Below are 26,450 nucleotides of genomic sequence, written 5' to 3'. Positions count from 1 at the left end.
CGCCTTGGCCTGCATAGGAGAAGGCATATGAACCTTGCCGACTCCGGCCGTGTTGCGACACGTCTCGTTCAACAACAACCGCGTGTCGGCCTGCCCACGCGTAGCCGGCAATGGAGATGGCGCAATCTGGTTTGTCTACTCAGCCTATTGTGGGCAAGCGGACCAGCCATCGCGCAAACCTCCGCCCCGGTTGTTCAACTGAAACTGACCAATCCGCAATCCATCACGCAAGATATTGGCCGCTTCTATAATGAACGGGCTCCCACAACCTACAGCATTAGAGTGACGACCGATCAGCCTGACTGGTGGTTCATCCGGTTCGACAAAATCCCCGCCGGCATTGAGCTGACAATCAAGCCGGATGAGCCGTTGCGGGAAGGCCAATGGATACCCATCAAGGGACAGGCGACGGTGACGCTGCTGGTGACGCTCGCTGCCACCTCGCCCATCAGCTTGGTCTACCGCGTTGGTCGCGTGCCCGCCGGACAACCACAACCGGACACGGTTCAAGCTGCCGAGTTACTGGCTCAGCAGAACGAGGTCAGCGCTCAGGCAGAGGCACGTTACATTAAGCTCTTTTGGCGAAGTCCGCTGCCAACCATTTCGGTCACGCCGGCCAACCTCAAATTATCAATTGACGATTACCTCAAGCCACAGACCGTCACATTCAAAGGCGATGATATTGGTTGGAGCTTTCTCCGGTTCGTGGATATCCCCTCCCACATCAAAATTTCGACACCGGACATCCTTGCCTCAGAAACCATCAATTTAGAACCGAACAAACAATTAAGCAGCCAACAATGGTACGGCTTTCAGCAAACGCTGACGCTCCATGTCATGCTCAACAAGCAACCGACCGAACCGGGCAGTTCCAAGCTGCTGATCCAAAGCGGTCAGGTTGAATTTTCTTCGGAAGATCGCACTCAATTGCTCAATGCGGTTCGTCGTGATGCTGTTGGCCAGGCGGGTGAAGTCCTGGTGGTGCCCATCACCTGGGCGACTTCTTCGTTCCTGTGGCTGGCTGAAGACTTCATCTCGTCGCCGGTGGGTCAATTGGTAGCCCTGCTTCTGGGGTTGGCTATTCTCTGGGTCTTATACCGTTACTTGAGACATCGGTTTGAGCGGCCGGTGATGGAACCGGAACCCGACATGTTGATGGTGTCCATGTCAGAGCGATACAGCGGGCCGTCGGCTGTCATACCACCACCAGCGCCGACACCGCCTCCTGCCTCACCCGGCTGGTGGACGAAGCTCACCCAGTTTTGGTCACACCAGCGAACTTCACGCAGCCCCGTGCGCAGCCCATCGTATGACGATGTCGAAAATCGCTTCACATCACGACCCCCATTCACGGGTCAGTCCCCTGCTCCGTTACCACCCACAACCGACTTATCCAATCCGTCGTCTCAGCTTACCCAATCGGTGCAAATACAGGGCAGGCGACTGGAGGACATGGAACAGAAGCTGGCCTCTTTGGAAACGCTGATCATTGACTTCCACCGCGAACGTGACCGCCTTGCTGCTCTGGAGCAGACGCTGGCTAGCCAGACGCAAGCCGGGGCAGCCGAGGCCGTTGAGCAGCAAATCAGCAAGCGACTGCAACGCGCGTTCGATGAGCTGAAGGCTGAACTGATGAAACAACAGCAACTAGCGCGGGCCAAGATCGAAGGGCTTGAACAGGCCATCTCTCAACTTGTGAACAAAGTCCGCGAACAACAGGCCCATACTGACGAACACCGACGGGCGTTAGAGGAATTGCGCGCGCAGATGCAACAGGGCACGACGAGTCATCCATCAGGCTCAGCGGCTGGCGCTTCGGAGCAGGCGACCGGCTTCAGCAGCGAGTCTGCTGATCGGCTCTACGCCCGACTCTTAGGCCTTATCTTTGGCGGCACGGTCAACGGCCTGGAACAAGATGGCTTCGAAGCCGCGATGAAACGCGCCGGAGAAACCCTCAATCGCTTTTTCCGCGATGATCTACCATTGGCCAAAAACCTGCAGGCAGAAGCTGAGCGCGCTAAAGCGTTGGTTGAGGCGCTGGACAATTTGCTGACGAAAGGCGCAGCGATGAACAAAGATGTCTATGCCGACCTCCGCCAAGCCTCCGAACGCGCGCGCCGAGTGAGCCGGGAGATCACCACGATCCAATCCCAATTACAGAACCGAGATATTACACTAGACCTCCATATTCGCGTCTCTGCCGGTCCCAGCGGCTATGCGCTCTTTCTTGAAGAGCTGGGCCGCGCTGTCAAGCAAGCCATTGACAAACTGACAGACCCACAGGCCTACATTCAACATCAGCTTGACCGGCTGATATGCGGCGACGTGCTCATGGCTGTTGATGTATGTGATCGTCGGCTCGCTCCACCCGGAGAAAATCCTGAACTGGAGCGCGCCCTCAAAAATGTGTTTCAGGCGGCTCACCTGAAACCTATCGCGCCAATTGCCATGGAGCCGTTCCAAGCCGGTGAGCACAATATCGTCGAATTCGTCGCCGGCGGCCGCCCTCAAGCCATTGCCCGCACCATCAGGCGCGGCTTCTACTACCAAGATCAACTGCTGCGCAAAGCTGACGTCGCCGTCTACAAATAGTTTCGTTGCGTTTGATTCCATCCATCACAATTGGCGCCGGTCGGTTATAATATCCTCTCGTTTTCATGGGGAGGTGAGTTATGGCAATACCAAATGACATCAAGAAAATCAACGAAACCACATGGGAAATTCCTATCACACACAAACAAGGCATGCGTGTGCCGGCCCGCATTTTTGCAACAGAGAAGCTGTTGCAAGAGATGGACGAAGGCGTGTTCGATCAGGTGACAAACGTGGCCACGTTGCCAGGGATTTTGAAGTACGCCTATTGCATGCCCGACGGGCATTGGGGCTACGGCTTTCCGATTGGCGGCGTGGCGGCGATGGATGCGCGAACCGGCGTCATTTCACCTGGCGGCGTCGGATTTGACATCAACTGCGGAATGCGCCTGGTGCGAACCAATCTGACCTACGAGGAGGTCAAACCGCATCTGAAGACGCTGGTGGACAAATTATTCGCGCGCGTGCCTGCCGGCGTCGGCGCGTCCGGCTTTGTGAAAATCTCGCAGGATGAATTTCGCCACGTCGTTGAGCAAGGTGCGCGTTGGTGCGTGCAGAACGGCTACGGCTGGCAGGAAGACCTAGAACGCACGGAAGGCGGCGGCTGCATCGCCGGCGCCGACGCCTCCAAAATCAGCAAGAAAGCCGTCGAACGCGGCTACAAGCAAATCGGCACGCTCGGCTCAGGCAATCATTATCTGGAGATTCAGGTCGCCAAACCTGAGTATGTGTTTGATCAAGCGCTGGCCAAAGCATTTGGCATTGATCTACCCAATCAAGTTGTGGTGATGTTTCATTGCGGCTCCAGAGGCTTTGGACATCAGGTCGCCACTGACTACCTGGAGATGTTTCTCAGTGTCATGGAGAGCAAGTACAAGATCAAAATCCTTGATCGAGAATTGGCCTGCGCGCCATTCGACTCGCCCGAAGGACAGGCTTACTTCGCCGCGATGAATTGCGCCATCAACATGTCATTTGCGAACCGACAAGTCATTCTGCATCGCATCCGCGAAGTGTTCGCCGACGTGTTTCACAAGGACCCGAAGGAACTGGGCCTGCATCAGGTCTATGACGTGGCGCACAACACCGCCAAGCTCGAACGGCACAATGTTGACGGTCAGATGCGCGATGTGCTGGTTCACCGTAAAGGCGCGACACGCGCGTTTGCTCCCGGCGCTGACGAGCTGCCGGCTATCTACAAGCAGACCGGGCAGCCGATCATCATCGGGGGCAGCATGGAGACCGGCTCGTATCTGCTCGCCGGCATCCCCAGCGGCGATCAAACGTTCTTCACCACAGCTCATGGCAGTGGTCGCACCATGAGCCGCAACAAGGCGAAGAAATTGTTCAATGGCAAAGAACTTCAACGGCAGATGGAAGCCCGCGGCATCTACGTGCGCACTGTCTCCTACGCCGGATTAGCAGAAGAAGCCGGCCCAGCCTACAAGAACATTGACGACGTGATCGAGGCCACCGACCGAGCCGGCCTCAGTAAACCGGTGGTTCGATTCATTCCCATCGGCAATGTCAAGGGATAGTGGATAGTGGTCAGTGGGGAGTGGTCGGTGATCAGTGGTCAGTGGTCAGTGGTCAGTGGTCAGAAGTCAGAAGTCAGAAGCCAGAAGCCAAATGTCAGGAGTCAGGAGCCAGAAGTCAGAAGTCAGTGCTCAGGAGGTCAATGGACAGTGGTCAGCTCAGCGCAGGCATTTCTCACGAATCAAGGATCACGGACCATGATCCACGCACCACGATCCACGAATCACGGACCACGATCCACGAATCACGCCTATGCCATACCGCTACCTTGAAGACATCGCCACCGCCGACGTGGCATTGGAAGCATGGGGCGACACGCTTGAAGAGTTGTTCATCGCCGCCGCCGACGCGACGATGAATGTGATGGTGAGCGACCTCAACACCATCCACGATCAAGTGCGCCGCACTATCTCGGTTGAGTCTCATGCGCTAGACCTCCTCTTGTTTCGATTCCTGCAAGAGTTTGTTTTTTACAAGGACGCCGAGCAACTCCTGCTACGCGCCCAGCGTGTGGTGATTCGGCAGGACGGCGAGCGCCACACAGCGGAGGCGCAGGTTTATGGCGAGCGGCTTGATCCGAGCAAGCATGAGCTCGTCGTGGACGTCAAAGCAGTTACGCTCCACCGTTTTCAGGTTGAACGCACGGCGCGTGGCTGGCAGGCTCAGGTGATCTTAGATATTTGACCAGGCTCTTGCCCAAACATGCCGGCCAGCGGCTTATAAACACGCATGACTATCACGCTCTTCTGCAACATGAATCTCGTGACATCATCCGAGGACACGTCGTTGAGACGAGGTCGCTCAAGCTAGCCTGAAATCTCCGCTGCCACTTGCTTGAATAATCATCTCTGCCTATCCTTCAATTTTCATTCGAATCAGAGGAGTCATAACGATATGCGTCGAACTGAGCGAGCGTTTGTACTGATTGCATGCGCCGTTCTAGGCGGAGCGTTGGTTTGCTTTTCTAGCACTCCAACATACTCACTACAGGTCTTCAATCAGCCAGCCCTGAATCAATTGGCCCCGGATTTCAAACTGCCTGATAAAACAGGAAAACAATACTCGCTTCGCGATTTTCGCGGCAAAGTCGTACTGCTTGATTTCTGGGCTTCGTGGTGCGGGCCATGCCGGGTGAGCATGCCTCACGTACAGAAACTACACAGCCGGTATCAATCCAAGGGCTTGAAAGTCATCGGCATCAACATCGAAGGACTGACGCCACGCGCGACCAGTTTTCTGAAAAACGGCAATTTCGATTTCATGATTCTTTACGATCAAGGCAACTGGAATAGCCAGGTTGCGAGACTTTACGGCGTGCGCGGTATTCCCAGAGCCTTTCTTATTGACCGTGAAGGCATCCTGCGGTTCAGCGGCCACCCCATTCAACTGACTGAGGCGCTCATTGAAAAAACATTGAATGCGAAAAAGAGCTAGCTCGGTTTGTGAATGAGTCTGCCCTGCGCGCGCTTGCCAGCGTACATTAGCCCGCAAGCTGCATGGCCACGAGGTCAAAGGCAACTGAAAATCGCACTAGCCTGCTTGTTCTAGCGCCCGTTTGATCGGCCACAGAAAATCTTGAGCAGCGCGGATCGGATCCGAAGGCGCATCCATGATCGCGTGTAACAGACCCGAGCCGACAATTACCCCATCCACATACGGCGCGATGCGCTCCACCTGACGAGGATGCGAAACCCCGAATCCAAGGCAAAGTGGCCGATCGGTTACCTGGCGCATGCGATGGAGAAACTCGAATGTCTCCGAAGGGAAACTCGCGCGAGCGCCTGTCACGCCGGTGATCGAGACCAGATACACGAAGCCGTGCGAACGCTCAGCAATGTAGCGGGCGCGCTCCGCGCTTGTTGTTGGCGCCACCAAGTAGATCATATCCAATTGGTGATCTCTGGCCTGCGCTTCCAGTGGTGCGCTTTCTTCAACCGGCAGGTCTGGCACAATCAAACCGGCAATCTGCGCATGGTGAGCCGCAGCCGCCACATTGCCGGCGACGTATTGTAACAACGGATTCAAATAACTCATCAACACGAGCGGCGCGCGCGTTTGCGTGTTGGCCAGCGTTTGCAGAATCCAATCTAAGGTGATGCCCTGCTGCAAGGCCATTTGCGACGCTCGTTGAATAACCGGCCCATCAGCGAGCGGATCAGAAAACGGCACGCCGATTTCAATCAGATCAGCCAGCTCATCAACGGCGCGCAGCAGTCGCAGAAAAATCTCTGGTGAGGGAAAACCGGCGGTCAGAAATGGGATCAGCGCTTTCCGGCCTGCCCGCTTTAACTCATTCATGCGACATGCGACCTGTCCCATCGTGCCTCCATTGCGTCGCCGGCTGTTTGCAGGTCTTTGTCTCCGCGCCCGGAAAGATTGACGATGACAACGTCATCGCGTCCTGTGTGCGGGATCAGTCTTTTGAGGTAGGCAAGCGCATGCGCCGATTCAAGCGCCGGAATGATCCCTTCTATTTGAGACAACTGCTCGAAAGCAGCTAGCGCCTCATGGTCAGACACTGTGACGTATGTGACGCGCCCTGACTCGCTCAAAAAACTATGTTCCGGCCCAACGCCCGGATAATCCAATCCGGCTGACACTGAGTGTGTTTCAGCAATCTGACCGAAACGATCTTGCAGCACGTATGAGTAAGCGCCATGCAGCACGCCAGGCCGGCCATATCGGATCGTCGCTGCATGCTCGCCCAACTGATTGCCGCGCCCGCCGGCCTCGACGCCATAAATTCTCACCGAGTCATCTGACAGAAACGGGTAAAACAACCCCATCGCATTGGAACCGCCGCCAACACATGCAACCAGCGCGGTGGGCAGTCGGCCTTCGCAGGCTAACACTTGTTGGCGAGCTTCCTGACCGATGACCGACTGGAAGTGTCGTACCATCGTCGGGTAAGGGTGCGGCCCAACAACTGAGCCGAGCAAGTAATGAGTCGTCTTGACGTGCGTCACCCAATCACGGATAGCTGCATTGATAGCTTCTTTCAATGTTTGGCGGCCATCGCTGACAGGTCTGACCTCAGCGCCCAGCAACCGCATGCGCAACACATTCGGTGCCTGCCGCTTCATATCGGCCTCGCCCATATAAACAACACATTCCAGCCCCAATCGCGCTGCCACGGCAGCCGTCGCCACGCCGTGCTGACCGGCGCCGGTTTCAGCCACGATGCGCTTTTTCCCCATGCGCGCACACAGCAACGCTTGCCCGACGCAATTATTGATTTTGTGCGCGCCGGTATGACAGAGGTCTTCCCGCTTCAGGTAGATTTTTGCTCCGCCCAGTTGCTGCGTGAGCCGTTCGGCCAAATAAAGCGGTGTCGGCCGACCAACAAACTCGCAGAGATGATGTCGAAACATTCGATTGAACTGCTCATCATGCCGAGCCGATTGAAAGTGGCGATCCAGCTCAAACAGCGCCTCCATCAATGTCTCTGGAACGTACTGTCCGCCGAACCGCCCGAATCGGCCACGCTCATCAGGCTGGTCATAGTTCATGTTCCGCCTCCCTGACTTGTTGAAAAAATCGCTCCATCTTGATGCAATCCTTCTTGCCCGGACACGCTTCGACGCCGCGCGCGACATCCACTGCGTAGGGATTGACCTGCACAATGACCCGCTTCACGCACTCAGGCGTCAAGCCGCCGGCTAAAATGACGTTGTAGCGCGCTGCCACCGCGCGGGCGATCTCGATGAAACTCATGATATGGCCTGACTCATGCTTGGCCAAATCAAGCATCACCGTATGACAATCGTAGCGCCGAATCTCCTGGAGCAGATTCGCGTCAGACAGGTGAAACACTTTCACAGCGCGCCCGTTCAATCGGCGGAGGTACTCAGGCGGTTCCGAGCCGTGCAATTGCGCATGTGTTAACCCGACTTCATCCAGCACGTCCTGCACTTGCTCCAACGTGTGATCTTGAAAGACGCCGACGCGAGCGATCCACGGCGGCAACCGCCGCGCGATAGCACGAGCAGCCGTGATCGTGATTTGTCGTGGACTGCGCGCGAAAATGAATCCGATCGCATCGGCGCCACACTGGACTGCCAATCGCGCATCCGCTTCATTGGTTATGCCGCACACTTTGACCCGAATCCGTCGCACGCTCATGAATCAGTTCACGCAATTTGCCGACTCGAATGCGTCGCACTCTCATGAATCAGCTCACGCAATTTGCCACCGGGATGCTCAGCCCGCATCAATGTTTCGCCAATCAGCACGGCGTCGAACTTGGCCTGTCGAATAGATCGCAGGTCTTCTGCTGTCTTGATGCCGCTCTCGGCGACCTTCACAATTCCCGGCGGGATTAACGGCGCTAAGGAAAGCGGCACGCGCAGATCAACGACAAAATGATTCAAATCACGCGCATTCACACCGACCAGATCAGCGCCGGCATCCAGCGCCTTTTTTAAGTCATCGCTCGTGCGAATCTCCACGAGCGTCGCCATGCGCAGGCGGCGCGCGAGCAGAATGAATGTTCGCAGCACCGGCATGTCAAACAATGAGGCAATCAGCAGAATTGCGTCCGCTCCCGCCGCGCGCGATTCCCACACCTGATAGGCGTCGAAGATGAAATCTTTGCGCAACACCGGCAGCCCGACGACTTGTTTGACCGCTTGCACGTCTTGAAGATGGCCGGCGAAGAATGCCTCTTCCGTCACCACAGAGATGGCCGCCGCGCCCGCTTCCTCATACTGCCGCGCCACGTCGCAGACATCCAGATTTTCAACCATGACACCTCGTGACGGCGAAGCCTTTTTGATTTCGGCGATGACCGAAAGCCCCGCGCCGAGCAATGCCGCCTTAAAATCTCTCGGCTGCGGACTCTCCCGAACCAGTCGCATCAGCTCTGGCAGCGGCCTCTGTTGCTGCGCTTGTTCAACAGCCTGCTGTTTTGCCGAGATGATTGTCTCCAATACAGATTGGATCATACGCCCTCCTCTAATCCCAGGCCAGACGAATCGGCGGGGCACCGCCATCGTAGGGGAACAGCCGCCGCAATGAATCGGCCACATGGAATGCGCGGCCCGAATCGAGTGACTCGGCTGCCTGCTCGATGCCCTGCCGCAGATCACCGGCGCGGCCCGCCACCCACAAGGCCATGCCGGCATTCATCAACACAGTATCCCGTTTCGGCCCTCGCTCGCCTTTGAGAATGGCCATGCCGATACGCGCATTCTCTTCTGGCGACCCGCCTCGTAGATCGTCTGCTCGGCATGGTTGCATGCCACAATCCGCAGCTTCAATGACAAACTCTCGCACTTGGCCCTCGGCCACTTCCAGCACTACGTTGCGTCCACAAGGCGTCATTTCGTCGTAGCCCGTTTCATTATGCACAATAAATACGCGACGCCGGTTGAGCCGGCGCATCACCTCGGCGATCTTCCGGCCTTTTGCCAGACTGGAGACGCCCACTAACTGATACTCAGGCGATGCCGGATTGGTCAACGGCCCAAGACTGTTAAAGATGGTTTCTACCTTCAACTCGCGTCGGATCGAAGCCACCTGTTTGGTGGCCGGGTGAAACATCGGCGCCATGAGAAAGGCGAAGCCCGTTTCGTGCAATGAACGTCGAACGCCGTCTGGGTCAAGCCCGACGCGAATGCCGAGCGTCTCCAGAAAATCGGCGCTGCCGCATCGGCTGGACACGGCGCGGTTTCCATGCTTAACGACTGGTTGACCGGCGCCGGCAACCACCAATCCGGCCATGGTCGAGATATTGAAACTCCCGCTTCGATCGCCGCCAGTGCCGCATGTATCAACGAGCGGGCGAAGCGATAGATCAACTCGGACAGCCCGCTCCTGCATGATCTCAATGAATCCGATGATTTCATCGGGCGTCTCACCCTTCATGCGCAATGCAATCAACAAGGCGCCGATTTGCGACGGAGCCATCGCGCCATTGATCAGTTGTAACAAAATCTCTCTGGCTTCCTGCCGAGAAAGATGCTCGCCACTCACAAGTCTCTCTAATGTTTCTTCCATCAGCTCTGTGCTCCGAGTTGTAGGAAATTGCTGATCAGCTTAGCGCCCTCTGGCGTCATGATGGATTCTGGATGGAACTGAACGCCTTCCACGGGAAACGCCTTCAGGCGAAGCCCCATGATCTCGCCTTCCGCGGTTGAAGCTGAGACCTCCAGAAGATCAGGCAATTCGTCCCGTTCGACAATCAGCGAATGATACCGCGTCGCCCTGAATGGGTTGGTCACGCCACGAAAGATGCTCCGACCATCATGATGAATCGCCGACGTTTTGCCGTGCATCATCCGTGGCGCTCGCCGGACACGTCCGCCAAATACGTGCGCCACACACTGATGACCCAAGCAAACGCCAAGAATAGGAATTTTGTTATAAAAGCCTTCGATCACCGCGCAGGACAAGCCAGCCTGCTCAGGTCGGCCCGGCCCCGGTGAAATCACCAGATGCGTCGGCGAAAGCCGATCCACTTGATCGAGGCTCAGCTCGTCGTTTCGACGGACGATTACATCGGCGCCCAACACCCGTAGCATCTGATAGAGGTTGTAGGTAAACGAATCGTAATTATCAATGAGCAACACTTTCATAATTTGCCTCCCGCCATCTCCAACGCGCGAAACATCGCCTGCGCTTTACTGTGAATCTCGTGGTACTCACGCTGGGGCACCGAATCAGCCACGATGCCGGCGCCAGCCTGAATGTAGTATCGGCCACCGGCAAAGAAAGTGGTTCTCAACGTGATGGCATGATCCATGTTGCCATTGAGTCCAAAGTAGCCAACACAGCCGGCATAGGGGCCACGTTGCTCACCTTCTAATTCTTCGATGATCTGCATTGCCCGAATCTTTGGCGCGCCGGTCACCGTTCCGGCAGGGAAAACAGCCTGGAATAAATCAATCATATCTATCTGTGGGGCGACTCGGCACTCCACGCTCGAAACCAAATGCATGACGTGGGAATACCGCTCCACCGAGGCATACACAGGAACGGTCACCGTTCCCGGCTGAGCCACGCGTCCAAGATCATTCCGCGCCAGGTCCACCAACATCAAATGCTCGGCACGCTCTTTTTCATCGGCCAACAAATCGCGCGCACGTTGATCGTCCTCCTGCTGATCGGCTCCACGCGGGCGCGTGCCGGCAATCGGTCGCACCATCGCCTGTCCGTTTTCGAGTCTGACCAACATCTCAGGCGATGAACCGACGATCTGGTGCGATCCGAAATCCAGATAGTACATGTACGGAGACGGATTGATCATGCGCAGCGCCCGGTAGACCTGAAACGGATGGGCTTGTGTCTCCCCTTCAAACCGAATGGAGAGGACCACCTGAAAGATGTCTCCAGCAGCAATATACTCCTTGGCGCGCATGACCCGCTCGACGAACTGCTCAGCCGTCTGATTGGCTCGTGGCCGCGTTGAGGGCGCAGACGGCAACTCGTGGATTGGCCGGCTAAGCAGCCGATGAACTTGCTCAACTGTTTCATCCACGCCGAGCTGACTCTTGGCGCCGATGATGCTCACCGTCCGGCGCACATGATCAAAGGCGAGAATCACGGCCGGCAAATAAAATGCCGCCAGTGGAAACGGCATGACCGGTCGGGCCGTCTCAGGGAGCCGTTCCATGAACCGTACTGCATCGTAACCGACAAAGCCGACGAGCCCGCCGGAGAAACGAGGCAGGTCGGCGCGCGTCGGCGGGCTGCTCAATCGAGCCAATGTCTCTCGCAACAGTTCCCACGGATGACCCGAAGCTCGCCGGCGAATTCCTAACTCCCACCAGATGATTCCACCAAGTTGCATTTCCAGACGAAGCATCGGGTTCAATCCGATGAATGAATAGCGGCCCAGCGCCTCGCCACCTTCGACGCTCTCCAACAAAAACAACGGATTCAACGGGCGCAGCTTCAGAAATGCCGACACCGGCGTTTCCAAATCGGCGACCAGTTCCTGCTTCAGCTCGAACACAACGTCTCTCCAAAAAATAAAAAGCCCCACCTTGAATGCGTGTTCAAGGTGGGGATCAAACAGTCCCTCGACTTCGTGTGACACCCCACCGGCTATGGCCAAGACCACCAGTAAGCCGCGACTAGAACCGTGTCACCGAAGTTCGACCGAGCGATCATAGAAGCGGGATTCTAGTGATTGGATCAAGCTGCGTCAAGCACTTTTTCTGGTGACGATCTTCACAATTGAGCGTCGGCGTGTAGAATATGGCAACTTATCCATGGGAACACACAATCATCAACAGCCGAGCTATAGCACTAACGCTCGCCGCCTGAAACTGGTGCTTACCCTGACCGCCTGCTATATGGTGGTGGAAGCCATCGGCGGATGGTTAAGCAATAGTCTGGCGCTCTTGGCCGATGCCGGTCACATGCTGACGGATGTTGCCGGATTGACGTTGGCGCTGGTGGCCATGTGGATGGCCGACCGCTCGGCTCCACCCGAGAAGACCTATGGCTATTATCGCCTGGAAATTCTCGCCGCATTTACCAATGCGGTGGTGATCGTGATCATTGGGCTTGGCATTTTCTATGAAGCCGTGCGACGGCTTCAGTCACCACCCGACGTGAACGGCCCGCAAATGATCGCCATCGCGTCCGGCGGGCTGTTCATTAACGGATTAGGACTTTGGCTCCTGAATAAGCATCGGCATGGCAACATGAACATCCGCGGCGCCTTTCTCCACCTGCTCGGCGATGCGCTCGGCTCGATCGGAGCCATCGCAGCAGGCATTGTGATTGTGCTATGGGATATTCGACGGGCTGACCCGGTGTTCAGTATGCTGACGGCCAGTTTGATTTCTTACAGCGCCTGGCGACTGCTGCGTGATTCAGTGAACGTCTTGCTGGAAGCCACGCCGGCTCACATTCCCATCGAAAAGGTCAAGCAGTGCATTCAGACCGTGCCGGGTGTGATCAGTCTTCACGACTTGCATATTTGGACGATTACACCGGGCCGTGAAGCCCTCAGCGCGCATATTGTGTTGCAAGACGGCGCTTGCCACAAGACTACACTGGAGCAGCTTCAAGACAAACTGCGTCAGGAATTCGGTATCGTTCACGCGACGCTACAACTGGAAACACCTGATTTTCGTGAAGACGAGATTCACTTTTGAGGCGACAGCTTCGGCAGGCGATTCTCATTTGACAGGAACTGGCCATGTGCGCCCGCACGCCACGATGGAGGAAAATAAAGCTGCCAAGCCGCCGAGACCGCCGCGGGCCTGCTTTCTTTGCGCCCATCTGCGGCTTTGCGGTCATGAGGGAAGTTGCTGATCTGGCCTGTGGCGACGCACCGAAATGATAAAAAGAAATTTGCCAACCGATGAAAAGTGCCAACCGGTTTTTCATCCGTTGGAACCTTTCATCCGTTGGCAGGGATTCCTCAGAAAAGACGCCTTCACAGCGGGCGCGCGACGGCGCTCAGCCGAGGATAGGCGCGTTGCAACGGTTCAGGAACCGGCACTGGCTCACCCAGCATCATGGACTTAATCTCCAGCGCGTTAACGACGCCCTTCCCCTGAAAGTGATTGTTGGTGATCACATAGACTTCATCAGCTTGACTGGCCATGTGACGGATGCGATCAACCCACGGCGCGAGTTCCTCAGGCGAATAGAGATAATCGTACCGGGCTGCGGCATCGGACGATTGAGCGAACCATTGGTCAGCATTGCGCCCATGCAATCGCACGTAAGCGACAGCGGCCGTCACATGATCAGACGGCGCGATGCAACGATCAAGAAGCGGCTGATCTATGTTGCAAAATCCGACACCACGCTCGGCCAGCGAACGATAGACTTCTTCTCGATCCCATGAGGCATGCCGAAACTCGACCACCAACGGATACTCATGGAATTGATCGAGTAGTTTCTGCAAGTAAACGCGCGCATCGCGCGTGCGCTTGAACGACCAGGGAAACTGCGCCAGAATCGCGCCGAGCTTGCCCGCCTGCGCGAGCGGCTCGATTGCCAGCTTGAACTGCCGTTCGTCTTCAACCGTCGCCTCATCGCGTTGATGTGTGAAGGCGCGATAGAGCTTGGCTGTGAACTTAAACTCAGGGCGCGAGGCCACACGGCGCACCCACTGCTCGGTGATCGCAGGCGTCAGCAGGCGATAGAATGAACTGTTGATCTCGATCGTGTCGAAATACTGAGCCAGATATGCCAGCCGATCAAACTGGCGGCCAGCCGCTTCAGGATAGACGCGACCTTGCCAATCCGCGTAGGACCAGCCCGCCGGTCCAATGCGAACTCGTGGGATGCCGCCTGTCATAAGAACCTTCAACTGCACTCATCTGTGGTTCGTGGTCCGTGATCGGTGGTTCGTGGTCCGTGGTCCGTGATCCGTGGTTCGTGCTTAGTGATTCGTGGTTCGTGGTCCGTGATTCGTGGTTCGTGAGAAATGCCCACATTGAGCTGACCACTCCTCTGAAAATAGCCCACGAAACACACGAACCTCGCGAAGGAATTTTATTTCATCCTTCGTGGCGCGCGTCAGCTCATGGGCGATTCCCTTGAGAATGTGGCACAGGCGTTCCCGCCTGTCCTCGATTTTCATGCTTCCTGGCGAGCGCGGCGCTCATGGGCGATTCCTGACTTTGTCTTGGAGTGCGCCGGCAGAGCGAAGCGACGACGGCGCTTTCTGTCACGACACGACGCACCAGGCCAAAGCGGCGTCGCGCCCTGCGGGCTTGCCGCCGCACTCCAAAACGCATGCTCCTCTGCAAATAACCATTTTCATGCTTCCTGGCGAGCGCGGCGCTCATGGGCGATTCCTGAGCACTGAGCACTGGCTCTTGACTCCTGACTCCTGACCACTGATCACTGTCCACCGAGACGAAACGCGATGAGCCTACTAATTTCTCCGTCCGAGTCGTTCTTTCGCCTGCGCATAGGCGCCGCCCGGCACATCGCCCAGCTCGATCGCTTTGCGATACTCGTCGTCGGCTGCTTCGATCTGGCCGGCAAATTCCAATATCCGACCTATGGCCACGTGCGACTGCGAGACGATCCATTTCTCGTCAGGCAGCGACGCCGCGTTGATAGCGCGACGATAGACTTGCACAGCCTGTTCAAGCTGCGACATCAACATGTGCCATGCTGCATCTTCATCGGCGCTGCTGGCTGGATCAATCTGACGCGCCCGTTGACTGATCAGTTGCGCCTGCGCGTAGGACACGCGCGCATTGTTAGGATATTGCTTGGCCAATTCATCGAGCGCTCGTTGGGCTTCTTCGAGCTTCTGCTGCTTGACCAAGCTGTCTACCGTCGCCAACGTCTCCAACAATGGGGACGTCGCAGCCGCCACTGGCGTTCTGGGTTCAGCCCGCCGCGCCGCGACACGCGCGCGCGCCTCACGGTAGCCGCTCGCTCGCTGGCTCTCCCGCTCAAAATTCACCCCACGCACCATGTCCTCATAGTACGAAGCAATATCAACGCCCACCTGCTCAGCGCGCGCCAACCGCTCATAAAAATGGAAGACCAGCACAGCGCCTTGCTCATAATGGGCGCTCAACTCAACAATGGCATTATCATCGGCAGCCTTTTCTAAGGCTGTCTTCTCCGCCGCCCATTGCTCTGGCGAGAGTTTCTGAGCAGCTAGTTGCTGCTCGATCACCGTCTGCTGGCGCAATCGCCGTAGGCGAGTATGCACGGCTTGGGCCAGCGAATCGTTCACCACCGAGAAGGCAGTCAGCCGTTTTGCCACGTTCGAGCCGGCGATCTTCTCCGCCAGGTGACCGATCAACGGCGCTTGCTCGCGAATAGCCAACGCATATTTCTCAGCCAACGGCTCCAGCACAAATCGAACAAAGGTCAGTTGCACCGGCTCCAGCGTCGAGCCTAGCCCAAGGACAACAAAATAATCGTCGCCGGGCAAGCGATCCACATCGGCGTCGGCGCCGTTCAAAATGTCATTGCGCACGTAGGCCGAATCGGTCTCGTCCAGCGGATTGATGATGACGTAGAGTCGCCGTGTGCGCAGGCGCGGTTTTGTTGGCGCGTCAGCAGGACGCGAACTGGATGAGCGTCGAACCAGCGAGAGAATCGGCTCTGTGTGCAGATAATTGAGAACCTGATAAAGCACCACGGAGACAGCCTGACGCGCAGCAGTCAGTTGCTCCTGCATGGAGGTCAAGCTCGGCTCAATCAGTTTGGAGACACCCGAACGAGCGTAGAATTCTCGGATCAACGGCAACAGCCGCGCCGCTTCGGATACATCGGCCGGGAACGCTTGACGACGTGGCGAGAAGGCCAGCGCCGGAGGCGGGGACAACGCCAGACTGAGGCCAACAAATCCGCTCACGCCGGCAGGCCCCGTTGAGGCGGCAGCGCCAACGATGTTTCTATAACCTGTCGTCAGTTGAGCACGAAGAGCCGGATCAAGCTTGGCCAGATGCTCACGCAGGCGTTGGCGTATTGGCGATACGGCCGAGCCGCTGCTGCCAGCCTCATAACCGGCCGCACCGAGCGCGGCCATAACAACGAACAGCCGCTCGTCATATTGGACAAACACGTTGACCGTTTCAGGCTGCACGCCGTAGACGGCTGGTTGAGTTGGCGGCGACGCTGGCTTGACCGTCTGAGCGGCTCGGCCAACCGGCAGCGCACACACGCCGAAGGAACCAATCAGGATGGCGCAAATGATACGCTTCATACTACTGCATCACAGGCAACAACCGCTAGCGAAAGCTCTGGAGCGCGGCTGCTTCATCGTCGAACAGTTCAAATACTGAAAGCAACTTGGTAATGCGCAACAATTCTTTGATGCGCGGCGGCACGTGCAGCAAGCGGAGTTGGCCATGTTGCTTACTGATGGCCGTGTAGGTGCTGACCAATTCGCCGACGCCTGAACTATCCACGTAGGTGACGCCGGCAAAATTCAGCACCAGCCGAGGCTTCTCCTGCTCGACCAATTGGCGAATCGCCTCGCGGAACTGGGCGCTGCCTTCGCTGATGGTGATCTTCCCGTTGAGGTCTACAATGGTAATCGAACCGACCTGTCGTTGACTAATCGTTAGCATGGCTGGTCACCTCTCCTTGGGAATGTTTCCGTCTGCTCATACTGACCACGGTGCCGCCGCCGGGAGGATGAGAAAATTCGACACGATCCATGAATGAACGCATGTAAAAGATGCCTCGACCGGATGGTTTCAAGAGGTTTTCCGGGTCCAACGGATCAGGCACGAGTCGCAGATCAAAGCCTTCACCTTCGTCAATCACTTCGACGGTGATCGTGTCGTTGTTGAGTGAGAACCGCAGATCAACACGCTTGTTCGGGTCTTGTTTGTTGCCGTGTCGGATGGCATTGATGACTGCTTCACGCACAGCCATCCCAATCCAGGTGGAAGCGTCCTCATCAAATTCAATCAGCTTGGCAAGATTGGTTGCCACCAGTTCGGCCAGTTCGACAAACTCGAAGTCACTGGCGATGGTCAAACCTACGGTCGTTTTCTGCTCCTGCATCTGGCGCTTGGATTCCCTGGTTCATTTTGCTCGCATGCTCCGCACGGTTTGGTGTAACATAGCCCGCTCGCTCATGTCAAGCAAGACGATTGATCCGGTACGACGCGTTCATGGAATGATCGCCATTCCCGGCGATAAGTCTATTTCGCATCGCGCTGCTATGCTGGCGGCGGTGGCTGATGGGCGGTCACGCTTGCTCAACTACAGTCCGGCAGATGATTGTCAACGGACGCTGGCCTGTCTTGAGGCGTTAGGTGTCGCCATCGAACAGAGGGGCGCAGAGGTAAGTATTGTCGGGCGAGGTCTAACCGGATGGAGCGCGCCGCAGACGATGCTCGATGCCGGCAACTCCGGCACAACGATCCGGCTGCTGGCCGGTCTGTTGGCCGGTCAACGATTCGACAGTTGGATCACCGGCGATCAGTCGCTTCAACGCCGGCCGATGCAACGCATTATCGAGCCGCTCACCCAGATGGGCGCGGTCATCACGGCGCGCGATGGCCGCTTTGCGCCTCTTCACATTCACGGCGGAGCGCTTCAACCAATTACCTATCACCTGCCGGTGGCCAGCGCACAAGTCAAATCCTGTATCTTGCTGGCCGGACTGCTGGCCGCCGGCACAACAACCGTTGTCGAGCCGGTGTCCACGCGCAATCATACGGAACTCATGCTGACTCATTTTGGCGTGCCGGTGGCTCTAAGCAACCATGCAATCTCCGTATCCGGCCCGGCTCGCTTGCGCGCGTGTGAGGTTCGTATCCCAGGCGACCTCTCCTCGGCGGCGTTTTTCATTGCTGCTGCGCTGATGCTGCCCGATTCCATGCTTTGCATCAGCAACGTTGGCATCAATCCAACGCGAACCGGTTTCATTGATCTGCTCCGGCGAATGGGCGCCTCGATCGAGCTTGAGAATGTGCGGCAGTGGCACGGCGAGCCGGTCGCCGATCTGGTTGTTCGGTCAAGCCACTTGCGGCCGGCATCGCCGAATGTGATCGGCGGCGAGCTCATCGCAGCGTTGATTGATGAGATTCCAATTCTGGCCGTCATGGCCACACAGATGGAAGGCGGATTAACCATCCGCGAGGCTGGCGAACTGCGCGTCAAAGAGAGCGACCGGCTCCGCGCTCTCACAGAGAACCTGCGACGAATGGGCGCCGACGTTGAAGAGTTTGATGACGGCTTGCATATTCCCGGACCGCAGCCACTGCATGGCGCACAGATTGACGCTTACGGCGATCATCGCATCGCCATGGCCTTTGCCATCGCCGGGTTGGTCGCCCGTGGGCGCACGCAGGTGGATGCCAGCGATGTCGTCGCCGTTTCATTTCCCACTTTCTTCTCGGCGCTTGAACAGATTGCTCAACGATGACTCTCTTGGCTTCAGGTTCGATCTTTCTGGTTGGTTTCATGGGCAGCGGCAAAACCACAGTGGGCCGCCTGCTGGCCGAACGACTCGGTTGCCGCTTCATTGATTTGGATGAACAAATCGCGCAGCATGCCGGCAAATCCATCCGCCAAATTTTCAGCGAAGATGGCGAAGCGGCATTTCGATTGATCGAAAGCAAGCTGCTCAACGAAATTGCGTGCCAGGGCCGCGCTGTGGTCAGCGTGGGCGGCGGCGCCTTCGTCAGCCAAGCCAATCAGGAGACCATTCACGCGCATGGCGTGTCGGTATGGTTGGATTGTCCGTTTGAGATCATCGTGAAACGGCTCGAAGGAACACGGGACCGGCCGTTGTACCAATCGCGCGAGCAGTTGCGCGCATTGTGGGAGAGCCGCCAATCCAGCTACGCGCAAGCCATGATCCATGTCCAGACGCATGACGTTTCCCCACACGCGGTCGTCGAAGTGATCATGCGTCGGCTGCGTCAGCGACTTGACGGGTGACGGTTCTTAACGTAGATTGCATAGCGCCCGGTCAACCATGACAGGAACTCTGGCGCTGATATGAAGAATCGTGATGACGCTGGCGCGGGCGGCCTCTCATCGTGATTGTTTTGATCAATGCCCATGCCCGAAAGAAACATCGGAGGGACCTATGAAGAAATATGCAGCCCATGTGGTGGGCGTCAAAAAATCGCAACCGGAGATTGAGCCTCGACTGCCGATTAAGCTCGATTCAACCAGCAACGGCGAATTTGAGCCTTATCCGCTCACACCGCAGATCGAGTTCGTCAAGACGCTGGCCATGAGGCGCGCTGAGGAAAACGCGCGACGGCTCGGACTCTCGCGCCGACAATTCTTGATGTCGGCTGCCGGCACGGCCACAACCTTGCTCTGCATGAACCAGGTGTTGGCGCGAAACGGCAATGCGGGCGGTTACTTCGATGTCCATCCCGCGATGGAACTCGATCTGGACGCGGCGGCCAGTCGCTTCGCCAAAGATGAATTCATCTTCGACGTGCAAACGCATCACGTCAACCCGGCCAACCCCAGCAGCACATTCGTCAATAATGCGTTCTTCACACAACGCAACTGCGGCGAGCCAAACCCTGTTGACTGCTTCAACGTGCACCACTACATCAAAGAAATCTTCATGGACAGCGACACTGATATTGCGGTGTTGAGCCAGGTGCCCGCCAATCCCGGACAAGACCCGCTCTCAACCGCAGAAGCGGCTGCCACGCGCGAGCTTGTTCAGATGATGTACAACTCACCGCGATTGCAGATTCACGGCATTGTCGTGCCCAACTACCAGCCACGACAAGCGCAACTGGACAACATGCAACGCCTGGTCGAACAGTACCAGATTAAGGCATGGAAGTGCTACACGCACTTTGGCGCCAATACTGCGCCTTGGTATCTTGATGACCCGGTGGTGGGCATTCCCTTCATTCAAAAAGCCCGTGAGCTGGGCGTCAAGATCATCTGCATTCACAAGGGACTGTCTGGCAACTCGCCCTTTGGCACCTGCCGCGATGTCGGCGTCGTTGCCAAAATGTTCCCTGATGTGACCTTCATCATCTATCATTCGGGATTTGAAATCGGCTCGCGCGAAGGCCCCTACAATCGCAATTCGACGCGCGGCATTGACACGCTCATCCGCTCGCTTCAAGACAACGAGATTCCACCGAGCAGCAACGTCTATGCGGAGATCGGCACTACCTGGCGTCAGGTCATGGGCAACCCGACGGTCGCCGCTCACGTCATCGGAAAGCTGTTGAAGTATGTTGGTCAGGATCGCGTGTTGTGGGGCACGGATTCCATCTGGTATGGATCGCCGCAAGACCAGATCAATGCGTTCCGCGCGTTTCAAATCTCAACAGAGTTTCAAGAACGATTCGGCTATCCGGCGCTGACGCCCGAACTCAAAGCCAAAATCTTCGGACTTAATGCGACCGTGCCCTACGGCATCAATCCACCGGAAGCCAAGAAACAGATCGCTCGCGACGAAATTCAGCGACGGCGCGTGGAATATCAAAACGATCCGCAGCCGAGTTTCGCGACCTATGGTCCGAGAACGCGACGCGAGTTTCTCAATTTTCTTCGGACACATGGCTCAATGCCCGGATAATGCCATGGCCGGGTGCAGCTCGAACAGACGATCCAGCGTGGAGTTGTCATCAGTTGCGCCATAGCTTAACGAGGGAGAATATGAGGTCAGTTGGTATCGTTATCACATGTGTCATCTTGCTCGGCAGCTTGCTCCTCATGCCGCCGGCGCGACCCGCGGTGGCTCAATCATCGGCGAGCTTCATCGCGCTAGTGGCAGCAGGCCGTGGCGGCTCGATGCCCGGCTCGGGCGACATCACCATGGTTCGGGTCGGACCAAACGAGATCAGAATCATAGGAACTATCTTCACCACCGGCACAACGACCGAACTCGCCGTTTCACCAACCGGCACGTATGCGCTGGCGCTGAGTCCACGAGAGCGATTGGCCTCGGTGATCACCGCTCTGGACACAGCGCAGCCGCGAGAGACTCGCCTGTTTACCACGGGAAGCGGACCAAACGCTGTCGCGATCACGCCGGATGGCACACGGGCTGTCATTCTCAATGGTCAGGAGAATCCGCCGACGGCCACGATCTTTGAAGGACTTCCTGACGCGCCACGACAGCGTGGCACATCATTGCCCATTCCGGGCGCGACGTTGGGAACAGAACTGGACATCGCCATGTTTGACTCAGGCAACAGCGTGGCCATCAGCACCGGTTGCGGCGGGCTGATCTTCCTGGATGGAATCAGCACGGGCACGCCCACATTCCGCCCCAGTTCGCCGTTTACGATGGTCGGCTGCATTCAAGGTCTGGACCTCGCGGCAGGCGATACGAGCGTGTTGACAGCTTCACGACTCAGCGCCATGTTCGCCGTCTTGCGCGTCAGCGGCGCTCAACCCGGCGGCACGCTGGCGCTCGTTGATCGAACGCCGATGCAGTCGTCAACAATTTCCAATCTGCGGCTGTCGCCTGACGGGACGACTATTGTTGTTCCCGGCTTTCAAGGCATCTATGTCTACCGGCTCACTGAGATGGGCATTCTGCCAATTAAACTGGTCACCATCTCCCCTCAACTGCGCCACGCGCAGCAAGGCGGTGTCGCCATCTCGCCGGATAGTCGAATCGCGCTGGTCGTCAGCCTCGATTCGCAGGAACAAACTCGATTATCGGTTGTGTCTGACTTGCTGAGCGATGATCCGCAAGAAACGGCGCAATTGAACCCCTCACCGATGATCAATACACTGCGCGGCGCACAGCAAAGCATCGCCTTCCTCCCACAGGCCGCGCCGATGGCATTCGTCCGTGAACAAGAGCCGAATGATTCTATCGTTCAATCCAACCTCGTTATACCAAACGTCACCATTCTAGGCGCTTTCGATGTCAATGGCGACGCCGACTACTTCAGCTTCGACGCTAAAGCGCAAGACCGCGTGACGATTGAAACCCGCGCCCAGCGGTTGAGTCCGGCCTCCTTGGCCGATACAACCTTGACGCTGTTTGATGGCAATGGCGTGCGGCTGGCTGAGAACGACGATCACGGCAATTCGCTCGATTCACGCTTGGAATTCACCATTCCGACAACCGGTCGTTACGTTTTCCGCGTCGGCGAGAGTCGTAACAAAGGTGGGAGCAATTTCAATTACGAGGTGGATGTGCGACTGAGTGCTAAATGAACCACGATGGCCTTGAGCCTGTCCGCGTGTAGCCTGTCGCAAGCGGGTCAGCCAGGTGAACATGTGACTGAATGCTAAATGAACCACGATGGCCTTGAGCCTGTCCGCGTGCCGGCCATCGCGTTCACACCGGTTCTGATCCTGGACAGGCTCAAGCTCATACACCTCAATGACGCTCGGCATACGAATATGCCGTGTATGCCGAAATGAAGTGGCAGACCCAACCCAGCATCCCGCCGGTGCCGAGCCACAACCCAGGCGTAACAATCAACCAAAACAAGCCGCGCAAAAAGCAGCCATTATAAATCTGCCCCACCCCCGGAATGAAAAAGCTCAGAACTGCTGCTGTGCCAGCTTTGCTCATTGTTTTTCTCTCCCGCCCTATTATGTGACATCCACCCATGCGGTTCAACCCGATGGTGTCAATGCAGCTTTAGAGCGATTTGCCAATTCATTGACGCTGCGACGCCCGCTAGCAGCCATCAACGCGGCCGGCTGCAGGCGCCATTGTTATCTACACATCTCTAGCCCGTCAGTCGCTATTGAATTGGCAACGGGAGCGTACGCCAAGAGACGCCCCGACAACCGAGCGCCGCTGCCACACCATACGCCGATGTGCAGCCGGCCGCGTCAGTGGCTAGTGAGTTGAGCCGGGGCTTTTCAAAGCCAAGGGCATGAAGTGAGCGCGGTTTTTGCAGTGCGGTGACACGTCACCGCTTTGAAAAGCTGCGCCACGTCGCAGCGCTCCAAAGCCAGCCGCAACCGTCTTGGCTTGACTTAATCCCATCAGCTTTTCAAACGCCAAGGGGATGAAGTGAGCACGTTGCCAAGGGTATGAAGTGAGCACGGTTTTTGGAAAGCGGTGACACGTCACCGCACTCCAGAATGTCCCGTCCCCCCAAAATGCCCCAGAAATTTTTGTCCACCTACTTAGCCGAGGTGAGCAACACGCACGTGATTGCTTGCCTGCTGTGGTTTCGGAGACGCGAGCGCCCCTGTGTTGGCTAAAACACGCACCTGTGCCAGATGACGCAGTGAAAAGCACCGGTTGACAGGACACTGCATTAGACCGACGGCCGAAGGCAGGTAAATTCAGGGGCTATCAATCAGTTGTAGCGAAATTCATCAATCGGCTGTGTACTGATCAGTGGAATAGAAGTTGCGTACTCGATCATGCAGAGGAATATGGAGGGAAAAGTATGGGCATCTCATCACAGAAAGCGCTCTTGTTTGACAGCACACGGTGCATTGGCTGCGGTGCCTGCTATGTGGCCTGCAAACAGGTCAATCGGCTGCCACCGGCGCAGGAGAATTTCCTTGACGAAAAACTCTCCGCCGCGAGCGTCACCGTGGTCAATCAACGTAACGGGCGGTTTGTCCGGCGGCTGTGCATGCACTGTCAAAATCCGACCTGCGTATCGGTATGTCCAGTGGCCGCCCTGGAAAAAACGGTTGAAGGACCCGTCATCTATCATGCGGATCGCTGCATGGGTTGCCGCTATTGCATGCAGGCCTGTCCGTTCAATGTTCCGACCTATGAATGGAACCAGACGCAACCACGGATCAAAAAATGCACGATGTGTTATGAACGGGTGAAGCAAGGAAAATCAACGGCCTGCGCCGAAGTCTGTCCGACAGGCGCCACACTGTTCGGCAATCGGGACGAGCTCATCGAAGAGGCGCGCGCGCGGATTCGCGCTCATCCTGCGCAGTACATCAATCACATCTACGGACTGCAGGAAGTCGGCGGCACCTCAGTGCTGGTGTTAAGCGACGTGCCGATCGAAACGTTGGGTTACCCAACGCACGTTGGCACTGAACCGCTGCCGATGCTCACGTGGGAAGTTTTGCGAAAAATTCCGAACTTCGTCGTTGTCGGCAGTGTGCTGCTGGGTGGAATTTGGTGGATCACCAAGCGTCGCGTCGAAGTGCAACGCGCCGAACAACAGGAGGAGGTATGAGCCGAATCAAGCTGCCTCAGCTTACATTTTGGCGAGTCGTGTTGGTCATCATCCTGATCGCCGGCCTCTACAGCACGGTGATCCGTTTCACGCGCGGACTGGGCGCCAGCACGGCGTTGAGCGACCAATTCCCTTGGGGACTCTGGATCGGTTTTGATGTGTTGTGCGGTGTCGCCCTGGCTGCCGGCGGTTTTACGCTGAGCGCCGTCGTCTACATCTTCCATGTTGAACGCTTCAGGCCCATCGTCCGGCCAGCCATTCTGACAGCCTTTCTGGGTTACTTGCTGGTGATTGTGGCGCTCATTTATGACTTGGGAAAACCTTACAACATCTGGCATCCGCTGGTCATGTGGAATACTCGTTCAGTGATGTTCGAGGTGGCATGGTGTGTCATGCTCTACACGTTGGTTTTGGCGCTGGAATTCAGTCCAATGGTCTTCGAGCGATGGCAACTGCAAAAGCCGCTGAAGATCATTCACGCGCTGACCATCCCGCTGGTTATCGTTGGCGTGATCCTGTCCATGCTGCACCAATCATCGTTGGGTTCACTGTTTCTGATTGTGCCGCACAAGCTGCACGCGTTGTGGTACTCGCCATTGCTACCCGTGTTCTTTTTCATCTCGGCTGTGGCGCTTGGTTGCGCTATGACCATTTTTGAATCATTCCTGAGTTTTCGCGCATTTGGCAAGCGTCTGGAACTAGACCTTCTGGCCGACCTGGGCAAGGTGATGGTGGTCGTCCTGGGCGTCTACTTGGTCTTAAAAGGTCAGGACCTACTGGAGCGCGGAGCATGGGAGCTGGCCTTTGAGCCGACCTATGCCGGTCGGATGTTTCTGGCCGAAAACCTGCTCGGTATCATCGCGCCGATCATCCTGCTGCTGATTGCCCGCATCCGCAACAACGATTTCGGCCTCTTCGTCTCGGCTGTGATGGTCGTGTTAGGCTTCATCATGAACCGGTTGAACGTCAGCATCACCGGCATCGAAGCCAATGCCGGTATTTTCTATTTCCCAAGCTGGATGGAGATCGCGGTAACTACCATGATCGTCGCGTTGGGGTTCGTATTATTCGGATTGGCAGTGCGGTATCTTCCGGTGTTCCCGATGAAAGAACAACTGCCGGCAGAGCGCGTCGTGCCATTGCCGGCAGCCGCATTGCTGCATCCGGCCAAGCGCCGCACGGCAGCGTTGGTTCTTGCGCTGACGGTCATCCTGGGAGGCAGCGCGATTGCGTTGGCCTATAGCGGCCTCCAACATCGAAGCCGCCTCATGACCACGACTGACACGCCATCAACACAGCCCGAGGCGCAAGTCGTGGAGCACTCCTTGCAACTGCCAGCCGATAAGGAATTCCCACAACATGAGGACAGCCCAGGGCCGGTGACCTTTAGCCACACGACCCACGTTGACCCGACTCAACCGAGCTGCACAGTCTGTCACGCTCGGACATTTAGGATCATAGAAACCCATCAAGCGCCGCTGTCGGTCAATATGCATGACCGTCAAGCATGCGGCCTCTGTCATGATGGAGAACGAGCGTTCAGCATCAACGACGGGTGCACAACCTGTCATCGCTTGCCGTAGCACTATGACAACTCATTCATGGCGGTTGAGTATAAAACTGAGCATGGCCCTCCTCGGCGGCATGGCGGTCGTGTTCGGCACGCTTGGCTATTGCACGGTGCGCCTGCACAAACAGCATCTGGAACAGATGACCATCCTCAACGCCGACCGCATCAGCGATGCGATCAAACGCAGCACGCGATATAGCATGCTCAAAAACCATCGTGACGAG

Annotated in this window: 24 protein-coding genes; 12 read left to right on the top strand and 12 right to left on the bottom strand. The window is 56.8% G+C overall.

Annotated features, from left to right (window positions below):
- Positions 1–27: 27 nt before the first annotated feature.
- The 4 genes from grpE to NZ823_09955 all read left to right on the top strand — a co-directional run bounded on the left by grpE (position 28) and on the right by NZ823_09955 (position 5,562).
- Entirely contained in the window at positions 28–2,592 is a 2,565-nt protein-coding gene (grpE, locus tag NZ823_09970; GenBank protein ID MCS6805451.1) for a nucleotide exchange factor GrpE, read from the top strand.
- A gap of 80 nt (positions 2,593–2,672) precedes the next feature.
- The gene (locus NZ823_09965) at positions 2,673–4,130 is read left to right on the top strand and encodes an RtcB family protein (protein ID MCS6805450.1); all 1,458 of its coding nucleotides are present in this window, start codon (positions 2,673–2,675) and stop codon (positions 4,128–4,130) included.
- A gap of 250 nt (positions 4,131–4,380) precedes the next feature.
- On the top strand, positions 4,381–4,812 hold the full coding sequence (locus NZ823_09960) for an archease (protein ID MCS6805449.1): 432 nt from the start codon (positions 4,381–4,383) through the stop codon (positions 4,810–4,812).
- Positions 4,813–5,022: 210 nt separating this feature from the next.
- Positions 5,023–5,562 carry a redoxin domain-containing protein gene (locus NZ823_09955; GenBank protein ID MCS6805448.1) on the top strand — a complete coding sequence of 180 codons (540 nt, stop codon included), beginning with the start codon at positions 5,023–5,025 and terminating at the stop codon, positions 5,560–5,562.
- Between the two features lie 96 nt (positions 5,563–5,658).
- Here the strand turns inward: NZ823_09955 and trpA are convergent, their stop codons facing one another.
- The 7 genes from trpA to trpE are packed head-to-tail and all read right to left on the bottom strand — an operon-like array spanning position 5,659 to position 12,082.
- Positions 5,659–6,447 (bottom strand): tryptophan synthase subunit alpha, encoded by a 789-nt coding sequence (trpA, locus tag NZ823_09950; protein ID MCS6805447.1) that lies wholly within the window; start codon positions 6,445–6,447, stop codon positions 5,659–5,661.
- The gene (gene trpB, locus NZ823_09945; protein MCS6805446.1) at positions 6,423–7,637 is read right to left on the bottom strand and encodes a tryptophan synthase subunit beta; all 1,215 of its coding nucleotides are present in this window, start codon (positions 7,635–7,637) and stop codon (positions 6,423–6,425) included. The genes trpA and trpB overlap by 25 nt, the downstream gene beginning before the upstream one ends.
- Entirely contained in the window at positions 7,627–8,250 is a 624-nt protein-coding gene (locus NZ823_09940) for a phosphoribosylanthranilate isomerase (GenBank protein MCS6805445.1), read from the bottom strand. The genes trpB and NZ823_09940 overlap by 11 nt, the downstream gene beginning before the upstream one ends.
- A gap of 8 nt (positions 8,251–8,258) precedes the next feature.
- Complete coding sequence (gene trpC / locus NZ823_09935; GenBank protein MCS6805444.1) at positions 8,259–9,071, bottom strand: indole-3-glycerol phosphate synthase TrpC; 813 nt, start codon at positions 9,069–9,071, stop codon at positions 8,259–8,261.
- A gap of 10 nt (positions 9,072–9,081) precedes the next feature.
- Positions 9,082–10,125, bottom strand: coding sequence for an anthranilate phosphoribosyltransferase (gene trpD, locus NZ823_09930; GenBank protein ID MCS6805443.1), 1,044 nt, complete (start codon positions 10,123–10,125; stop codon positions 9,082–9,084).
- Complete coding sequence (locus NZ823_09925; GenBank protein MCS6805442.1) at positions 10,125–10,703, bottom strand: aminodeoxychorismate/anthranilate synthase component II; 579 nt, start codon at positions 10,701–10,703, stop codon at positions 10,125–10,127. Before NZ823_09925 ends, trpD begins: the two co-directional genes overlap by 1 nt.
- Positions 10,700–12,082 (bottom strand): anthranilate synthase component I, encoded by a 1,383-nt coding sequence (trpE, locus tag NZ823_09920; protein ID MCS6805441.1) that lies wholly within the window; start codon positions 12,080–12,082, stop codon positions 10,700–10,702. Before trpE ends, NZ823_09925 begins: the two co-directional genes overlap by 4 nt.
- A gap of 208 nt (positions 12,083–12,290) precedes the next feature.
- On the opposite strand from trpE, the gene NZ823_09915 reads away from it, so the two are divergent.
- A complete protein-coding gene (locus NZ823_09915; GenBank protein MCS6805440.1) occupies positions 12,291–13,235 on the top strand; it encodes a cation diffusion facilitator family transporter in 945 nt (314 codons plus the stop codon).
- Between the two features lie 284 nt (positions 13,236–13,519).
- On the opposite strand, the gene NZ823_09910 is transcribed toward NZ823_09915, so the two are convergent.
- The 4 genes from NZ823_09910 to NZ823_09895 all read right to left on the bottom strand — a co-directional run bounded on the left by NZ823_09910 (position 13,520) and on the right by NZ823_09895 (position 17,583).
- A complete protein-coding gene (locus NZ823_09910) occupies positions 13,520–14,392 on the bottom strand; it encodes a DUF72 domain-containing protein (protein MCS6805439.1) in 873 nt (290 codons plus the stop codon).
- Positions 14,393–14,974: 582 nt separating this feature from the next.
- Complete coding sequence (locus tag NZ823_09905; GenBank protein MCS6805438.1) at positions 14,975–16,774, bottom strand: hypothetical protein; 1,800 nt, start codon at positions 16,772–16,774, stop codon at positions 14,975–14,977.
- Positions 16,775–16,799: 25 nt separating this feature from the next.
- On the bottom strand, positions 16,800–17,141 hold the full coding sequence (locus NZ823_09900; protein ID MCS6805437.1) for an STAS domain-containing protein: 342 nt from the start codon (positions 17,139–17,141) through the stop codon (positions 16,800–16,802).
- Positions 17,128–17,583: an ATP-binding protein gene (locus NZ823_09895; GenBank protein ID MCS6805436.1), complete on the bottom strand. Its 456-nt coding sequence runs from the start codon at positions 17,581–17,583 to the stop codon at positions 17,128–17,130. The genes NZ823_09900 and NZ823_09895 overlap by 14 nt, the downstream gene beginning before the upstream one ends.
- 73 nt (positions 17,584–17,656) lie before the next feature.
- Here NZ823_09895 and aroA point away from each other — a divergent pair, with 73 nt between their 5' ends.
- The 4 genes from aroA (at position 17,657) to NZ823_09875 (ending at position 22,695) form a co-directional block, all read left to right on the top strand.
- Positions 17,657–18,952, top strand: coding sequence for a 3-phosphoshikimate 1-carboxyvinyltransferase (gene aroA, locus NZ823_09890; GenBank protein MCS6805435.1), 1,296 nt, complete (start codon positions 17,657–17,659; stop codon positions 18,950–18,952).
- Positions 18,949–19,470: a shikimate kinase gene (locus NZ823_09885; protein MCS6805434.1), complete on the top strand. Its 522-nt coding sequence runs from the start codon at positions 18,949–18,951 to the stop codon at positions 19,468–19,470. Before aroA ends, NZ823_09885 begins: the two co-directional genes overlap by 4 nt.
- Before the next feature lie 151 nt (positions 19,471–19,621).
- On the top strand, positions 19,622–21,097 hold the full coding sequence (locus tag NZ823_09880; GenBank protein MCS6805433.1) for an amidohydrolase: 1,476 nt from the start codon (positions 19,622–19,624) through the stop codon (positions 21,095–21,097).
- Positions 21,098–21,177: 80 nt separating this feature from the next.
- Positions 21,178–22,695 (top strand): PPC domain-containing protein, encoded by a 1,518-nt coding sequence (locus NZ823_09875; GenBank protein MCS6805432.1) that lies wholly within the window; start codon positions 21,178–21,180, stop codon positions 22,693–22,695.
- Between the two features lie 166 nt (positions 22,696–22,861).
- Here the strand turns inward: NZ823_09875 and NZ823_09870 are convergent, their stop codons facing one another.
- Positions 22,862–23,059: a hypothetical protein gene (locus NZ823_09870; GenBank protein MCS6805431.1), complete on the bottom strand. Its 198-nt coding sequence runs from the start codon at positions 23,057–23,059 to the stop codon at positions 22,862–22,864.
- Between the two features lie 835 nt (positions 23,060–23,894).
- Here NZ823_09870 and NZ823_09865 point away from each other — a divergent pair.
- The 3 genes from NZ823_09865 to NZ823_09855 form a co-directional block, all read left to right on the top strand.
- The gene (locus tag NZ823_09865; GenBank protein MCS6805430.1) at positions 23,895–24,656 is read left to right on the top strand and encodes a 4Fe-4S dicluster domain-containing protein; all 762 of its coding nucleotides are present in this window, start codon (positions 23,895–23,897) and stop codon (positions 24,654–24,656) included.
- Positions 24,653–26,239, top strand: coding sequence for a Ni/Fe-hydrogenase cytochrome b subunit (gene hybB / locus NZ823_09860; protein ID MCS6805429.1), 1,587 nt, complete (start codon positions 24,653–24,655; stop codon positions 26,237–26,239). Before NZ823_09865 ends, hybB begins: the two co-directional genes overlap by 4 nt.
- Positions 26,240–26,243: 4 nt before the next feature.
- Positions 26,244–26,450, top strand: a 207-nt coding sequence (locus NZ823_09855; protein ID MCS6805428.1) for a hypothetical protein, incomplete at its 3' end; no start/stop codon positions are given.

The sequence above is a fragment of the Blastocatellia bacterium genome (genome assembly GCA_025054955.1).
In the GTDB taxonomy this organism is placed as follows: Bacteria; Acidobacteriota; Blastocatellia; order HR10; family J050; genus JANWZE01.
This window is presented reverse-complemented; position numbering and strand designations above follow the sequence as displayed.

What these genes read in the sequence shown, in the direction of transcription:
- grpE (MCS6805451.1), top strand. Translation starts at nt 28, where the DNA reads ATGAACCTTGCCGACTCCGGCCGTGTTGCGACACGTCTCGTTCAACAA.
- NZ823_09965 (MCS6805450.1), top strand. Translation starts at nt 2,673, where the DNA reads ATGGCAATACCAAATGACATCAAGAAAATCAACGAAACCACATGGGAA.
- NZ823_09960 (MCS6805449.1), top strand. Translation starts at nt 4,381, where the DNA reads ATGCCATACCGCTACCTTGAAGACATCGCCACCGCCGACGTGGCATTG.
- NZ823_09955 (MCS6805448.1), top strand. Translation starts at nt 5,023, where the DNA reads ATGCGTCGAACTGAGCGAGCGTTTGTACTGATTGCATGCGCCGTTCTA.
- trpA (MCS6805447.1), bottom strand. Translation starts at nt 6,447, where the DNA reads ATGGGACAGGTCGCATGTCGCATGAATGAGTTAAAGCGGGCAGGCCGG.
- trpB (MCS6805446.1), bottom strand. Translation starts at nt 7,637, where the DNA reads ATGAACTATGACCAGCCTGATGAGCGTGGCCGATTCGGGCGGTTCGGC.
- NZ823_09940 (MCS6805445.1), bottom strand. Translation starts at nt 8,250, where the DNA reads ATGAGCGTGCGACGGATTCGGGTCAAAGTGTGCGGCATAACCAATGAA.
- trpC (MCS6805444.1), bottom strand. Translation starts at nt 9,071, where the DNA reads ATGATCCAATCTGTATTGGAGACAATCATCTCGGCAAAACAGCAGGCT.
- trpD (MCS6805443.1), bottom strand. Translation starts at nt 10,125, where the DNA reads ATGGAAGAAACATTAGAGAGACTTGTGAGTGGCGAGCATCTTTCTCGG.
- NZ823_09925 (MCS6805442.1), bottom strand. Translation starts at nt 10,703, where the DNA reads ATGAAAGTGTTGCTCATTGATAATTACGATTCGTTTACCTACAACCTC.
- NZ823_09910 (MCS6805439.1), bottom strand. Translation starts at nt 14,392, where the DNA reads ATGACAGGCGGCATCCCACGAGTTCGCATTGGACCGGCGGGCTGGTCC.
- NZ823_09905 (MCS6805438.1), bottom strand. Translation starts at nt 16,774, where the DNA reads ATGAAGCGTATCATTTGCGCCATCCTGATTGGTTCCTTCGGCGTGTGT.
- NZ823_09900 (MCS6805437.1), bottom strand. Translation starts at nt 17,141, where the DNA reads ATGCTAACGATTAGTCAACGACAGGTCGGTTCGATTACCATTGTAGAC.
- NZ823_09895 (MCS6805436.1), bottom strand. Translation starts at nt 17,583, where the DNA reads ATGCAGGAGCAGAAAACGACCGTAGGTTTGACCATCGCCAGTGACTTC.
- aroA (MCS6805435.1), top strand. Translation starts at nt 17,657, where the DNA reads ATGTCAAGCAAGACGATTGATCCGGTACGACGCGTTCATGGAATGATC.
- NZ823_09885 (MCS6805434.1), top strand. Translation starts at nt 18,949, where the DNA reads ATGACTCTCTTGGCTTCAGGTTCGATCTTTCTGGTTGGTTTCATGGGC.
- NZ823_09880 (MCS6805433.1), top strand. Translation starts at nt 19,622, where the DNA reads ATGAAGAAATATGCAGCCCATGTGGTGGGCGTCAAAAAATCGCAACCG.
- NZ823_09875 (MCS6805432.1), top strand. Translation starts at nt 21,178, where the DNA reads ATGAGGTCAGTTGGTATCGTTATCACATGTGTCATCTTGCTCGGCAGC.
- NZ823_09870 (MCS6805431.1), bottom strand. Translation starts at nt 23,059, where the DNA reads ATGAGCAAAGCTGGCACAGCAGCAGTTCTGAGCTTTTTCATTCCGGGG.
- NZ823_09865 (MCS6805430.1), top strand. Translation starts at nt 23,895, where the DNA reads ATGGGCATCTCATCACAGAAAGCGCTCTTGTTTGACAGCACACGGTGC.
- hybB (MCS6805429.1), top strand. Translation starts at nt 24,653, where the DNA reads ATGAGCCGAATCAAGCTGCCTCAGCTTACATTTTGGCGAGTCGTGTTG.